The sequence below is a fragment of the Marinococcus sp. LNSP9103-4 genome (genome assembly GCF_056034345.1).
In genome coordinates this window covers 82,637-96,787 of sequence record NZ_JBQLIA010000004.1, presented here as the reverse complement: position 1 = coordinate 96,787, position 14,151 = coordinate 82,637, and the positions used below count along the sequence as shown (strand labels likewise).

Genomic DNA, 14,151 nt, shown 5'->3' with positions numbered 1-14,151 from the left:
ATACATTTTAAATTGTAAACGGTTACATTTAAGCGTTTTTTGGTTACGCTTACATCAATATAAAAAAGGGGGCTACATATTATGAAGCATTCAAAATATTGGATCGGTGCCGGAGTACTTTCGCTTAGCGTTTTAAGCGCCTGCGGAGGAGGCGGCGGGGACAGCTCGTCAGGTGGTGATGGCGGTGACGGCGGCGAAGAAAACTACGAGCCGGATTCCTCACTTGAAATTGTTGCACCGGCCGGAGCTGGGGGCGGCTGGGATACAGTGGCCCGTTCCGCTGCTGAAGGTCTTGAAGAAGAAGGCATTGTCGATCAGGGCATCGGTGTCGTTAACCGGGAAGGCGGCGGCGGAGCCAATGGCTGGTCCTACATTCATAACCAGGAAGGCAATCCGGAATACTCTTTTGTGGCTTCACCTCCCCTTCTGCTCGTGCCGCTGAACGGCCAGTCGGAATACAGCTATGAAGATTTCACTCCTCTTTCGAATATGATTGCCGACTACGGCGCGTTTGCCGTTACGGAAGACTCGGAATGGGATGATTTGAACGACCTGTTTGATGATATGAAGGAAAATCCGGATGATATCACCGTCGTCGGCGAATCCTCCCCGGGCAGTATGGACCATATGCAGTTTGCCAAAATTGCAGCCGGTGCAGGCGTTGATCCTTCTACGATTAAATACGTATCCGCACAGGACGGCAGCGCCCTGACAAACCTTTTAAACGGTCAGGCTGATGTTTATTCAACAGGTATCACCGAGACGGTCGAGCAGGTGAGAGCCGGCGATGTTAAAGTGCTCGGCATTACAGCCGAAGAACGTCTCGAAGGTGACACGGTCAGTGAATTTCCAACCGCGACAGAACAGGGCATCGAAGAAACATTCGTCAACTGGCGCGGATTTTTGGGACCGCCAAACATGAGTGATGCTGAAATTGCTTATTACGAAGAGACGTTTAAAGAACTCAGTGAATCTGACTACTGGCAGGAAACCCGTCAGTCCTACGCCTGGGAAGAAAACTACATGGACAGCGAAGAATTTGAAGAGTTCTTAGCCGAAGAAGAAGAATCCATGCAGGACCTGCTTGATGAGGTGGGCATTGACCGGGGCGGCGAGTAACACCGTACGAAGGAGCTCTGAACGTTCTGCGTCCAGAGCTCTCTTATTTTAAAAGCAGTTGAAAGAGGTGATACGTCATGTTTCGTTCCGCAAATAAAATTATCAGTATGATTCTCATTGCCATTGCTATTTTCTATTTGTACCTGGCTTTTCAGATCCCCGCTTTTGCTACAGGCGTGTTTACCGCTTCCACCATGCCAAAAGCAGCCGGCTTTTTATTAATCCTGCTCAGTATCTTTTTGTTTTTTATTAAAGAAGGCGAGAGTGAGGAAGATCAGGAAAAACGAAAGGAAGCCGGACAGCATATTTTTTACTTGGGCGGTGTAGGCATAATGATTCTTTTATACATTACTTTGTTAGAGCCCGTTGGTTTCATTTTAGCCTCCACTGTATTTATTTTTCTGTGCAGCCTGTTTATGGGCTACCGGAAACATATCGTCAACGCTGTGACCTCGGTTGTTTTTCCGTTATCGCTTTATTTAGTCTTTACCCAGTTATTAAATATAAGTCTGCCTCCGGGCATTCTGCCGCTGTAGAAAGGAGGTTAAGCTCATGGGAACATTTGATGGAATTTTAAGCGGGCTCAGTGTCGCTTTCAGCGTCCAGGGAATGCTGTTTGTGCTGATCGGCGTTTTCGCCGGAACATTTATCGGAATGATGCCCGGGCTCGGGCCGATCAGTGCGATAGCTATCATGATCCCGCTGACATACAACATGGAGCCGACGGTAGCTCTCGTACTTATGGCCGGCGTGTATTACGGGGCCGTGTTTGGAGGCTCTACCTCCTCAATTCTTTTGAATGCTCCGGGGATTTCCGGTACGGTGGCTACCGCTTTTGACGGCTACCCCATGGCCCAGAACGGCCAGGCGGGAAAGGCACTTGCGATTGCGGCCATTTCTTCCTTTGCCGGCGGGACCGTGAGTGTCGTTCTGCTGATGCTCTTCGCTCCGCTTCTGGCAAGCGTCGCCATTGTATTCGGCCCGCCCGAATATTTTGCCCTGATGCTGCTCGGCTTAACCGCGATAGCCAGCTTGTCTGACGGCTCGACGATTAAGGCACTTATTTCCGCAGTGCTCGGCCTCATGTTTGTCACTATTGGCATGGACAGCCAGACCGGGACGACAAGGTTCACCTTCAATAATTCGAACCTGCTCGAGGGCATTGATTTTCTTGTAATCGCTCTAGGCTTGTTTGCGATTGCTGAAATCTGCAATCTGATTGTAAACCGCAAAAAGACAATTAAAAACCAGGGCAATATTGGAAGCCTGAAGCTTTCCAGACAGGACTTCAAGGATATGAGCGGTCCAATGACCCGCCAGTCATTCCTAGGATTTATTCTCGGGGTGCTCCCTGGTGCCGGTGCAACGATCGCTTCATTTATCGGATACATTACGGAAAAAAAGATTGCCAAACGTCCGGAAGAATTCGGAAAAGGCGCAGTAAAAGGTATATCCGCTCCCGAAACGGCCAATAACGCCGCTACGAGTGGTGCCTTTGTACCTCTTCTCAGCCTTGGTATTCCCGGTTCCGGAACGACGGCCGTCCTGCTCGGCGCCCTGCTTGTGCTGAACGTGCCACCGGGACCGCTGTTAATTGAAGAACAGCCTGACCTCTTCTGGGGCGTTATCATCAGCATGTATATCGGCAACGTGTTTTTGTTAATCCTGAACCTGCCGCTTATTCCATACATTGCTAAAGTACTGTTAATACCGCGCCCAATGCTGATTTCGCTTGTGATTATGTTCAGCATGATCGGAGTTTACTCCATCAGCTTTAGCACATTTGATCTTTATTTACTGCTTGCTTTTGGCGTGATCGGCTATTTGATGAAGCTGTACAATTTTCCGGCAGCTCCACTGATCCTCGCATTTATACTCGGCGGGATGATGGAGGAGTCCTTCCGTCAGGCCATGACCATTGCCAATGACGATTTAACGGTGTTTTTCACCCGGCCAATTGCCCTCAGCATGCTGATTGTCGCGCTTCTTTCCTTCCTCGTGCCAATTATTCGCCAGAAAAAAGCATCCTCCGCATAATAAAAAACCCGGGCCTCCGGGTTTTTTTGCGTCATTTTTCATACTGATTTAACAAATCGCCCAAACTTCGTAAACCATTTTTAAATTCCAGTTGACAAATGACTGATTTCTTTCTATCCTTAGAAATCAGTGAGGTGAACATAGATGCGTATACAAAAAATTATTTATACGGCTTTATTTGCAGCAATTATCGCAGCTTTAGGCATTGTGCCGCCAATTCCGCTTCCATTCAGTCCGGTGCCAATCACCCTGCAGACACTCGGTGTCATGCTTGCAGGCTCTCTGCTCGGTGCGAGATACGGCGGGCTCAGCATACTGCTGTTTGTCGTACTCGTGATGATAGGACTGCCCCTGCTCGCCGGCGGACGCGGCGGTGCCGGCGTATTGTTCGGCCCAGGCGGCGGCTACATTCTGAGCTGGCCGATCGGGGCATTTATCATTGGCTGGATCGCCCAATCCTTCAAAAAACCGTCGTTTTCAAAGTATTTGTTTGCCAATATCGTCGGCGGCATTCTCGTCATTTATGCCGGCGGGGTTACCTACTTATCGTTTTTAATAAACATACCGTGGACCACTGCCGCCATTCAGGCAATCGCTTTTCTGCCGGGAGATATTTTTAAAGCAGTTGTTGCCGGCTTTGTGGCAGTCAGACTGAACAAGCAGCACAAAATCAGGCTTTAGTACCGAGAGGGGGGAGGACTTAAAATGATCGGCCAGGCTATCACCCGGCACGCTGATTCTAACCCTGCCGAAACGGCGCTCTCATACTCGGAACGTTCCATCAGCTGGCGGGAGCTGCACGAAGCCATTAACCGCCGGCGGAGGCAGCTGCACGCTGCTTACGGCCCATTTTTTCAAAAGCAGATTGCTTTTGCACTTCAGGATCCTTTGGAGCAGCTGTATATGTTTTTTGCGGTCGTGTCTGGAGGCGGGATTGCTGTGCCAGTGGATGAAGCGCTCGAAAGCGAACCGAAAGCTTCTCTTCTTTCCTCTTCCAGGCCCAGCCTTTTTATCACAGATACTGAATCAGCCGGGCTGCCGGTCCCCTCATTAACGCTTGCAGAGGTTACCGGCACTGAGGCGTATCCGTCTGCGCCCGCTGCGCTCTGTGAAGAGAACGATTTGTTTTATGGTGCCTGCACGTCAGGGTCCTCGGGGAGCCCAAAAGTATGTCTGCGAAGCCATCGTTCCTGGCTGAAAAGCTTTGAGGCGGACGAGCAGCTTTTCCCGTTTCAGGACAACGAACGCGTACTGATTACCGGAAAGCTGTCCCACTCTCTCTTTTTGTACGGTGCCGTCCGTATGCTCGAACACGGCCACACCGTGGTGCTGCCCGCACGACACTCACCCCGGGCGTTTGACCGGATGGTGGACGAACAGCAGATTACAGTATTGTACGCTGTACCCACCACGCTCCGCTGGCTTCTCAGCCACTCCTTTCTCCCTTCTCCCTCGGTCAGACTGATCATTACAGGAGGAGAAAAATGGTTCCCTGCCGATAATCAAAAAGCATTCGTTCGATTTCCATCGGCTGCGCTGTATGAATTCTACGGCAGTGCGGAAACCAGCTTTATCAGTGCCTTAAACCATCGCGCAGAACAGGTCAGCTCTTCCTGCACCGGCCGCCTGTTTCCTATGGTCGAAGTTACAGTTTCCCGGGACTCCGGAGAATTAGTCATAACAAGCCCGTTTTTATTCAGTGGCTATGCCGGAGATGCGTCTTTTCATTCCCCCCGTTCGGTTGCCACCGGAGATATTGGCTGCGTCGATGAGGAAGGCTTACTTTATATTACCGGCCGCCGGGGCGGCAAGATCGTCAGCCGCGGACGCAATATTTATGCCGAAGAAATTGAACAGGTGCTCATGAGTCACCCGAATGTTGACCGGGCAGTCGTTTTTGGCGCGCATGATGCCTTTCAGGGAGAAAAGATTGCTGCGCTGTATACCGGAAGGGCTGCTCCCGGCAAACTGCGGGCTCACTGCCGGAAGCAGCTGCCCGCTTATAAAATACCTGCATTCCGGCATATAGACCGTCTTCCGGTGCTTGGCAGCGGCAAAATCGACCGGTCGCAGGTACAGAAGTATTACGAAGCTTCATTTAAAGGAGAACGGTAATGATGACTGAGCCTGTCTATATTATTGATGCCAAACGGAGCCCCGTACATCATGTGAACGGGGCGTTTTCCCAATTGGAGCCGGAACAGCTGACGGCGCCTCTGTATAAGCATTTCCAACTCCATCACGGGATAAATGACCGGGTCCCGGCTGACGAAGTTTTTATAGGAAATGCAGTTGGTCCGGGCGGTAACCTTGCCCGGCTCAGTCTGCTTGAAGCCGGATATGATATGTCTGTTCCCGGCGTAACAGTGGACCGCCAGTGCGGTTCCGGCCTTGAAGCTGTGCATCAGGGATTCCGGCACCTGCAGGCCGGCGCCGCGGACACCGTTCTTGCCGGCGGGGTGGAAAGCACAAGCCGGGCCCCGAAGCGCTCCTTTTTCGCCTCGGAAGCCTACCCGGTCTCCTCCACGCAGGAAAGAGCCCGCTTTTCTCCAAAGTTTATCGGAGATCCTGATATGGGAGAAGCCGCGGAAACGGTAGCTGAGGCCTACACCATTTCCCGTGCAGATCAGGACGCCTTTGCCGAACGAAGCTACAGGCTTTCGTGGGAGGAAGCAGCAAAACCGGGCATTTCCCGGGAAATCATTCCAGTGAGCACCATCCAGGCAGACGCTGAGCTTCGTTCTCCAGATAAAATGTCCAGGATCATCCGCCGGGCCCCCTCTGTTTTCCGGGAACATGGCACGGTCACTGCTGCCAACTCCTCCCGGATCAGTGACGGGGCGGCACTCACGCTGATGGCGAGTCGCTCCTCCTGCGGGCGGCACGGACTTGAGCCTGCACTTGAAATGATCGATGCCGCCGCAGTTGGCGTTGATCCCACTATGCCAGGCGTTGGCCCGGTGCCTGCTGCACGCCGGCTGCTTGAGCGAAACCGTTTGTCTGTACGGGACGTTTCCGTATGGGAATGCAATGAAGCATTTGCCTCCCAGGTGCTTGCCTCCGCCTTTCAGCTTGGCATTCCGCCTGAACGGCTGAATATAGCCGGAGGTGCCATCGCCCAGGGTCATCCGTACGGCGCTTCGGGCGCAATTCTCATTGCGCGGCTGATGCGGCTGATGCAAAATGGCGGCCTGCCGCTCGGCGTAGCCATGATCGGGATCGGAGGCGGGCTTGGGCTCGCCAGTCTCTACCGACTCTTATAAAAGAAATAGCCTGCACTCATCAAAGGATGAATGCAGGCTTTCTTTTACTGCAGCACAGAGCGCAGCAGCGTATAAAGATTGTTTTTTGCTTCAAAGCCGATACCGGGAATCTCAGGCAGCTGCACATAACCATTTTCCACGGGATAGTCATCGGCAAATCCGCCGAATGGCTCAAAAACGCCAGGATAGGATTCGTTACCGCCAAGACCGAGTCCGGCTGCAATATTGAGTGACATTTGATGACCGCCATGCGGAATGCACCTTCTCGACGACCAGCCGTTTGATTCCAACATATCGAGCGTGCGCATATATTCCACCAGACCGTAGCTGAGGGCACAGTCAAACTGCAGGTAGTCCCGGTCCGGCCGCATACCGCCGTAGCTGATTAAATTTCGTGCATCCTGCATGGAAAACAGATTTTCGCCAGTGGCCATCGGATGAGAATAGTAGCGGCTCAACGTGTTTTGAAGAGCGTAATCAAGCGGATCGCCCGCTTCCTCGTACCAGAACAGTCCGTATGGTTCGAGCGCTTTAGCATAGGCAATCGCTTCATCCAGATCAAAGCGTCCGTTCGCATCCACCGCAAGCTTTCCCGGGTCGCCAGTCACCTCAATGACTGCTTCAATGCGCTTAATGTCCTCCTCAATCGATGATCCTCCTATTTTCATCTTCACCACCGAATAGCCGGAGTCCAAGTACGTACGCATCTCCCGCTGAAGAGCATCGAGCCCTTTGCCAGGCTGATAATAGCCGCCGGCAGCATATACAAATACACTGCTGTCTGCTCCTGCACTTCTATACCTCTCCGCAAGGAGCTGATACAGCGGCTTTTCCTCAATTTTTGCCACCGCATCCCATACCGCCATATCGATGACCCCGACAGCAACAGAACGCTCTCCGTGGCCGCCGGGCTTTTCGCCGGTCATCAATACATTCCAAATTTTAAAGGGGTCCAGGTTTGTCCCGTCATCGCTCGCAATATCCTGCTCAGAGGCTTCCAGCAGACGGGGAATAAACCGCTCGCGCAACAGTCCGCTCGGAGCATACCGCCCGTTGGAGTTAAACCCATAACCGATGACCGGTTTCCCGTTCTTTATTACGTCGGTTTTGATTGCGATAACAGAGACATTCATTTTACTGAAATCAATAAACGCGTTACGGATATCCGATTTGATCGGCACCGCCTGCTCTTCTACCTGCACAATTTTCACGGCAGATCCTCCTTAGTTATTGAGAAAAGCTTCCGGAACAGTCGTCAAGTCAATTCCCCAAAGGGTCGGAAGAACAAGATAGACTAGGGCTGTAATTAGTATTATCGCAAATATATTCAGGAAGAAACCGTTTTTCACCATGTCGATAATCCGTATCTTTCCACTCCCGAAAATGATGGCGTTTGGCGGTGTACCAACCGGCAGCATAAACGCACAGTTAGCAGCCATCGCACACGGAACCATCAGCGCAAACGGGTGCACCTGAATCGCAATCGCAAGGGAAGCAACCAGTGGAATAATCATCGTGCCTGTCGCTGTGTTGGACGTGATCTCTGTCAGGAACAACACGAGCGTGGCAGATACAAGGATAACGAGAATGATGTTTACCCCTTCAAGGATAGTTAAGCTGTTACCGATCCACTCGGCAAGGTCGGTGTTACTAAAGCCGGCAGCAATCGCAAGACCGCCTCCGAACAACAGCAGAATGCCCCATGGTATTTCTCTGGAGTCTTTCCAGACTAGCACCCGCGGGTCCTCCTGTTTTTTCGTGGCAGGCACTAAAAATAAAAGCACCGTAGCGATCATGGCAATACCGCCGTCACTGAGGCCGGTTACTCCAACGATTTCCTGCCAGAAAAAGGAACGTGTAATCCACATGACAGCGGCAAATACGAATACTGCCATGACAATTTTTTCTTCGTATTTCATTCCTCCGAGCTTCGTTCTTTCCGCCTGAATCATGTCACGGCCGCCCGGAATGGTCGAAAAGCCGATATTATAGACAAAGCGTGTCAGGTAGAACCAGACCATCAATAAGAAGACAGCTACGATCGGTGCGCCGAACATAATCCACTGTGCAAAGGAAATCTGCTGGCCAAACAGCTCTTCCGACTGCGCGGCCAGAATACTGAGCGGCGGTGTCCCGATCAGTGTACCGAGTCCGCCAACCGTTCCGGCGTAACCAACACCGAAAATAAGCGCTTTTTCGAATTTTTTCACTTCTTTTTCGGAATCCTGTTCTCCTTTGAGGGCTTCCGACACCTGGTACGTAATCGCAAGCGCAATTGGAAGCATCATCATGGTTGATGCTGTATTGGACACCCACATTGATAAAAAGCCTGTCGCTACCATAAAACCGAGAATAATCCGATTGGTGCTTGTACCAATCACCGCGATGATAAACAGCGCGATTCTCTTATGTAGGTTCCATTTTTCCATTGCATAGGCAATAAAGAAACCACCTAAGAACAAGAAGATAATATCGTTACCGTAAGCAGAAACGACAGTGTCCCCGTCGAGCGCTCCGGTAATCGGCAGAAGGACAATCGGCAAAAGCGAGGTTGCCGGAATCGGGATCGCTTCTGTAATCCACCAGGTGGCAATCCAAAGTGTGGTGGCAAGTACTGCTTTTCCTTCATAGCTGAGCCCCGAAGGATCCAGAAATAGCATTGTAATGAGAAATAATAATGGCCCTAAAATAAGTCCAACGAGCTGTGGACGTTTGTAGGAAGGGTCCTGCCCTCCGCTGTCTCCTCCGTCATTTCCTCCTCCGTCATCGCCGTCGCGGTTTTTGTTACGGCCAGCGGTAGAAGGATCCTGTATTTCTTCTTCCTTGTGACGCGTTGGTGACCGGTCCGTCTGAAAAACATTCAGCAATTTTTTCGTCTGCCGGTGGGAATGCCATAATGATTTCCAACCGGAAACAACCGTATTCTTCATCCTTCTCACCTCTTACTTTTCAGATTATTGAAAGCGCTTGCTAACTAATATAATAAAGTTTTGATTCTTTGTATACATTTTGTAAGTAAGCACATACTTTTGTAAACAAAATAACCAAAACTGTCAGCCTTTTTCCTTACTTTTCCATCCAGTCTTTAAGTATTTCCACCTGTTCCGGAGGCATCGTGTACTGCTGCAGCGGCCTGCCGCTTCCTGCATAGTTCATCGTTATTTTAAGCACCCCTTCTCCCTCCAGAAAAGCGAGATACTTCCGCACGGACACTCTCGATATGCCCGTACTTTCTGCGAGTCCCTGCGTCGTAAAGGTACTGCCGGCATGCTGCAGAATTTCTTCGCCGACAATCCGGAAGGTTTCTGTCGTCAGACCCTTGGGCAGCTCGGGCTCCTCCTGCGTACCCTTATTGGCTAAAAACAGCTGATCCACATCCTCCTGTCCCCATTCCTTTGTCGTTCCCGATGCTTTCTGCCATTCCTTTACATTGATTAACGCTTCCCGGAAGCGCTCAAAGTGAAACGGTTTAATCAAGTAATCTGTACAGCCAAGCCGCTTAGCCCGCTGCAGGGACGAGGTATCATTGGCCGACGTAATTGCAATCACATCCACCGGGATTTGTTCTTTTCGCAGCTCCTCCAAAAGATCAAGACCGTTTTCTTTATTTAAATACACGTCCAAAAGCACAATATCAATCGCTTCTGCACGAAGCATCTCTTTTGCTTTCGAAAGGTTTTCCGCATGCCCCGCTACGTCAAACCCCGGAACCCGTTCGACATACATGCGGTTAAATTTAGCTACCATCGGGTCATCTTCGACCATTAATACTCTCATTTCAGTTCTCCCTCTCTATTGGTATCTGTACATCAAAGGCTGTCCCTTCTCCCGGTTGGGAATCGATAAACACTTCTGCTTCCAGCGTATCGAGGGAACGCTTCGTATTGTACATGCCAAAGCCCCGACCTTCACCTTTTGTCGAGTACCCCCGTTTAAACAGTTCTGCCTGGGTCTTCTCGTCCATTCCCCGTCCGTTATCCTCGATTTGAAAACCAAGACAGCTGTTCTCTTCGTAAATATGCATAAACAAATGAGGGGACGGCGTATGCTTCATCGCGTCACGGGCATTGTCGATCAGATTGCCGATAATCGTGATCATATGGTCGGTCCATTCAGGATCAGCCATCGCTGGCCACATCCCGCTTCCCGACAGCTCCACTTCGATGCCGTTTTCCTGCAGGTTGGATATTTTATTCATTAAATACCCGGCAAGCACCGGATCCTTTACATACGCGGTCACCCATCCGACCTCCTGGCGGTAGTTGCTTGAAATGCTCATCACATAGTCGTCGAGCTCTTCATACGACTCTGTCTGGATCATGGCCGAAATGACGTGAAGCTTGTTCATAAACTCATGGGACTGGGCCCTGAGCGTCTCTGCATAGGTTCTGGCCCCGGACAGCTGCTCGACGAGTCGTGTCAGTTCATCTTTGTTGCGGAAAGTAGCCACCGCTCCAAGCAGGGTCTCATCCGAAACCACCGGCATGCAGCTCACAATAATTTCTACGTCTTTCAGCTGCTGGACCTGGTCAAGCTCCTGCTCTTTAGTCTGCAGTACCCTTTTCAGGAGGGAGTCGGCAAAGAAATGGGATATATCTTTTCCCATCGGGTCTTCTTCGGCGCCGGCTTCCGTGAACAGCTCCCTGGCCGCATCGTTGGCCAGAATCACCGTGCCGCTGCTGTCGACAGCAAGTACACCCTCCCGCACCGAGGACATAATCGCCTCCCGCTGCTCAAGCACCTGCGATATTTCAAGCGGCTCGAGTCCGTGCATTGTTTTTTTGATCCGGCGTGCCAGCCAGAAAGCGCCAATGACACCGGCTGCCAGACCAATACCGCTTCCGAGAACCAGCGTCTGCTGGTCTGCCCAGATATCTTCCTGAATACTATCAGTCAGAATGCCCACGGAGGTGACACCAATCTGTTCGCCCCCGTCCATCACCGGTACAAATGCCCGCATGGAAACGCCCAGCGTTCCCTCAGCCGTCGATACGTACGTTCTCCCGTTTAAAGCCTCCGTCTCGTCTCCACCGGCGAATTGCTCCCCGATCCGGTCCTCGCGCTGGTGCGTATAACGCACGCTGTTCATATCCATGACGACCACATATTCCATATTTGTTGCTTCCTGAACTTCCTTTGTATATTCCTGCAGGCTTCCTCCCTGTTCGCCGGCCTGCAGCGCTTCAGCTGCTTCCGGCGAACGGCTGACAGCCTCGGCAATGTTCAATGCTTTTTCTGCCTGCTGGTCCCGGACGTCGTCAGCAGTATCTACGGCAACGATGATTCCGGTAATGCAAAGCGCAATCAGCATCACTGCAGAAATCAACAAGGTAATCCATGTTACAAGCTTTAACGGTTTTGTTCGCTTATCCCCCACCATATCCCCCATCACTGCTGCAAATACTTATGTTTAGTAACATGTTTATTATGCAGGGAGCAGTTCGTTTTTTCAAATGAAGGTAATGGCAGTCTTTTCGTTTATTTTTGCTGGCAGGTCGGGCAGTAATAGCAGCGCCTTGAACCGGCAGTGAAACGGATAATTTCCGTACCGTCCACCCGGCATGGCTGTCCGCCGCGGTTGAACACCCAGTGCCGGTACCCGCTGTAAGTTTTTCCTTCTGCCTTTGCCCGCTCAACGACGGAATCATCAGTTGTTATTCCTTTATGTTTATAGGACCGGTCCATTAATACCAGCAGCTCTTCCGCCACCTTCCGGACCTGGCTGTCACTTAAATCGGCGGGCCGCTGATCCGGATAGACACCAGCCGCAAACAGTATTTCGCTGCGCAGGTAATTACCAATGCCCCCGATAAAATGCTGATCAAGTAAAAGTGACGTCAGGCGCCGGTTCCGAAACTTTTTATCCATGGTGCGATCCACAATCATATCCGATGTTACTTTCTCGCTGAGCGGATCTGGTCCGACCTTCGAGACAAACGGGTGATCCCGGATTTCTTCTGTTGGCATAATTTCCACATCCGAAGCGCTGTATAACAGTGCGGACTGCTTTTCATTATGCAGGGCCAGACGGAGCTTGCGGTTTGTTTTTGGGTACGTGTAGCTGCTTTTAACATACCATTTTCCGTACAGCTGATTGTGGGAATAAATGGTATAGCCGCTGCTCAAGTGAATGAGCATTGCTTTTCCTTTTGTCGCCACCTCGTTGACCTCTGATCCTGAAAGCAGATTTTCGTAAGTCTTTAATCGTTCAAACGCCGTGTACACTTCGATAACTGGCCCTTTTCGAAGGGCTTTTTCCACTTTATCCGCTTCCCGCCGTATCTCTGGTCCTTCAGGCATATCGCTGTTCGCTCCTTATTCTTTTTTATCTTTTCGGCCCATTCGTGACATCGTCTGTCCCCGGGAGATCGTTTCGGTTTCCAGCCCGTCTTCGACGGCCTGTTCCGGCTTTTTTCCATTCGTATGCAAAGCTGCTATCTGGCGAAGACCTGCCTGGATCATCGTCAAAATCAAATACCAGGCTACAGCGATCAAAATCAGCTGCACAAAACGGCTGTCAGGGAACAACGTAATAGGCATATCCCATACTGCGTGCAGCAGCACCGGAATAATAAAGATTTTTAAAAACTGCCGGTCCGCCACATGCTTTCTCTGCAGCGGCTCGTCCCGCTTCACGAGCAGTAGGGCAGCGCCGATGATGGCACCCCATACAACATGCCCTCCAATCGACAGCCAGCCGCGTTCGAAAATAACGTCGATCATTACGCCGGTGCCGTACTGCAGGCCGAAATTAAGTGCATAGCCGGCGGATTCAAAGGCAGCGAAGCCTGCCCCGACAGCAGCACCGATTACGAGCCCATTCAGAATATACTTTACCTGCGTTTTCTTTATTAAGTATGCGATGATAATCAGCTTTCCCACTTCTTCGACCACACCGATGACGATAGCGCTGAAAAACCCAATTTCACCGATGGGGATAAAGGAATACAAAATCAGCGTGACAAAAATCGACGCTACCCCGCCCACGAAAAACATCTGCAGCAAACGAAGCATACTGATGTTTCTCGGCGCATTCAGTTCATAAAAAAACACAACGAGCGCAAACGGTGCAGCAAATGAACCGATGGCGATCATGCCGGGAATTGTCAAAACATTGCCGAAAAACAGCGTGCATCCATATAGAATCAAATATGTGATCACAAGCACCAGAAGTACACGCGAAAACAGCCACGGCTTTGGCCACGAAAGTGGAATCTCCTTCTCATTGGGTGTTGTCAGAGGGGTACCGGAAATAAACACCAGCTCTGCTTCATCCCTTGTATGCCGCTTAAACACGTTGGAGAACAAATTTTTTAGATGAAAATCTGCAGAGCCTTCTTCTCCGACATATTGATTAATCCGGGTCGAAGCCCGGATAAAAGCGCTTCTCGCCTGATCTCCCGGATGTTCTTCATCCTCCACCAGTGCTTCAACGAGGACCGTACGACTGAGTGGAAGCCATCGCCCGCCGGTGGCTTCTGACCACACCAGGGTTTTGGCACCGATTTGTTTTTCATCAATTAGCGCCCGCATCTGCACACTCGACAGCGGTCCGTGCTCTTCGTCATGCTGTGTGTAGTACCAGTAATCCATAGACCTTCCCTCCTGCCTGACTTTCTCCAATCACTCTCATTTTACCCGAAAGCCATGAATCATAAGCTATCCATAAAGAACATAACACCCGAGTCCTGCAGATTGGAATACAAAAAACCAGCCTGTTTCTCTACAGGAC

Annotated in this window: 12 protein-coding genes; 6 read left to right on the top strand and 6 right to left on the bottom strand. The window is 50.8% G+C overall.

Features of this window, described 5'->3' with window-relative positions:
• The first annotated feature begins 81 nt into the window (after positions 1 to 81).
• The 6 genes from ACTRXG_RS04265 (at position 82) to ACTRXG_RS04240 (ending at position 6,419) form a co-directional block, all read left to right on the top strand.
• Positions 82 to 1,119: a tripartite tricarboxylate transporter substrate binding protein gene (locus ACTRXG_RS04265; protein WP_474284132.1), complete on the top strand. Its 1,038-nt coding sequence runs from the start codon at positions 82 to 84 to the stop codon at positions 1,117 to 1,119.
• Between the two features lie 77 nt (positions 1,120 to 1,196).
• Entirely contained in the window at positions 1,197 to 1,655 is a 459-nt protein-coding gene (locus tag ACTRXG_RS04260) for a tripartite tricarboxylate transporter TctB family protein (RefSeq protein WP_474284131.1), read from the top strand.
• Positions 1,656 to 1,671: 16 nt separating this feature from the next.
• On the top strand, positions 1,672 to 3,156 hold the full coding sequence (locus ACTRXG_RS04255; RefSeq protein WP_474284130.1) for a tripartite tricarboxylate transporter permease: 1,485 nt from the start codon (positions 1,672 to 1,674) through the stop codon (positions 3,154 to 3,156).
• Positions 3,157 to 3,300: 144 nt separating this feature from the next.
• Positions 3,301 to 3,837 (top strand): biotin transporter BioY, encoded by a 537-nt coding sequence (locus ACTRXG_RS04250; RefSeq protein ID WP_474284129.1) that lies wholly within the window; start codon positions 3,301 to 3,303, stop codon positions 3,835 to 3,837.
• 24 nt (positions 3,838 to 3,861) lie between these two features.
• Positions 3,862 to 5,271, top strand: a complete 1,410-nt coding sequence (locus tag ACTRXG_RS04245) for an AMP-binding protein (RefSeq protein WP_474284128.1) — start codon at positions 3,862 to 3,864, stop codon at positions 5,269 to 5,271.
• Positions 5,271 to 6,419, top strand: coding sequence for a thiolase family protein (locus tag ACTRXG_RS04240; RefSeq protein WP_474284127.1), 1,149 nt, complete (start codon positions 5,271 to 5,273; stop codon positions 6,417 to 6,419). The genes ACTRXG_RS04245 and ACTRXG_RS04240 overlap by 1 nt, the downstream gene beginning before the upstream one ends.
• Positions 6,420 to 6,463: 44 nt before the next feature.
• Here the strand turns inward: ACTRXG_RS04240 and ACTRXG_RS04235 are convergent, their stop codons facing one another.
• The 6 genes from ACTRXG_RS04235 to ACTRXG_RS04210 all read right to left on the bottom strand — a co-directional run bounded on the left by ACTRXG_RS04235 (position 6,464) and on the right by ACTRXG_RS04210 (position 14,012).
• Entirely contained in the window at positions 6,464 to 7,630 is a 1,167-nt protein-coding gene (locus ACTRXG_RS04235) for a mandelate racemase/muconate lactonizing enzyme family protein (RefSeq protein ID WP_474284126.1), read from the bottom strand.
• Positions 7,631 to 7,642: 12 nt separating this feature from the next.
• Complete coding sequence (locus tag ACTRXG_RS04230) at positions 7,643 to 9,349, bottom strand: SLC13 family permease (protein ID WP_474284125.1); 1,707 nt, start codon at positions 9,347 to 9,349, stop codon at positions 7,643 to 7,645.
• Positions 9,350 to 9,485: 136 nt separating this feature from the next.
• Entirely contained in the window at positions 9,486 to 10,196 is a 711-nt protein-coding gene (locus ACTRXG_RS04225; RefSeq protein ID WP_474280782.1) for a response regulator, read from the bottom strand.
• A 1-nt stretch (position 10,197) separates the two neighbouring features.
• Positions 10,198 to 11,799 carry a DcuS/MalK family sensor histidine kinase gene (gene dcuS, locus ACTRXG_RS04220; RefSeq protein ID WP_474284124.1) on the bottom strand — a complete coding sequence of 534 codons (1,602 nt, stop codon included), beginning with the start codon at positions 11,797 to 11,799 and terminating at the stop codon, positions 10,198 to 10,200.
• 98 nt (positions 11,800 to 11,897) lie between these two features.
• The gene (nei, locus tag ACTRXG_RS04215; RefSeq protein ID WP_474284123.1) at positions 11,898 to 12,719 is read right to left on the bottom strand and encodes an endonuclease VIII; all 822 of its coding nucleotides are present in this window, start codon (positions 12,717 to 12,719) and stop codon (positions 11,898 to 11,900) included.
• A gap of 15 nt (positions 12,720 to 12,734) precedes the next feature.
• Positions 12,735 to 14,012: a PrsW family glutamic-type intramembrane protease gene (locus ACTRXG_RS04210; protein ID WP_474261528.1), complete on the bottom strand. Its 1,278-nt coding sequence runs from the start codon at positions 14,010 to 14,012 to the stop codon at positions 12,735 to 12,737.
• Between the last annotated feature and the right edge of the window lie 139 nt (positions 14,013 to 14,151).

Coding starts and splice junctions, on each gene's coding strand:
- ACTRXG_RS04265 (WP_474284132.1), top strand. CDS start 82: ATGAAGCATTCAAAATATTGGATCGGTGCCGGAGTACTTTCGCTTAGC.
- ACTRXG_RS04260 (WP_474284131.1), top strand. CDS start 1,197: ATGTTTCGTTCCGCAAATAAAATTATCAGTATGATTCTCATTGCCATT.
- ACTRXG_RS04255 (WP_474284130.1), top strand. CDS start 1,672: ATGGGAACATTTGATGGAATTTTAAGCGGGCTCAGTGTCGCTTTCAGC.
- ACTRXG_RS04250 (WP_474284129.1), top strand. CDS start 3,301: ATGCGTATACAAAAAATTATTTATACGGCTTTATTTGCAGCAATTATC.
- ACTRXG_RS04245 (WP_474284128.1), top strand. CDS start 3,862: ATGATCGGCCAGGCTATCACCCGGCACGCTGATTCTAACCCTGCCGAA.
- ACTRXG_RS04240 (WP_474284127.1), top strand. CDS start 5,271: ATGATGACTGAGCCTGTCTATATTATTGATGCCAAACGGAGCCCCGTA.
- ACTRXG_RS04230 (WP_474284125.1), bottom strand. CDS start 9,349: ATGAAGAATACGGTTGTTTCCGGTTGGAAATCATTATGGCATTCCCAC.
- ACTRXG_RS04225 (WP_474280782.1), bottom strand. CDS start 10,196: ATGAGAGTATTAATGGTCGAAGATGACCCGATGGTAGCTAAATTTAAC.
- dcuS (WP_474284124.1), bottom strand. CDS start 11,799: ATGGTGGGGGATAAGCGAACAAAACCGTTAAAGCTTGTAACATGGATT.
- nei (WP_474284123.1), bottom strand. CDS start 12,719: ATGCCTGAAGGACCAGAGATACGGCGGGAAGCGGATAAAGTGGAAAAA.
- ACTRXG_RS04210 (WP_474261528.1), bottom strand. CDS start 14,012: ATGGATTACTGGTACTACACACAGCATGACGAAGAGCACGGACCGCTG.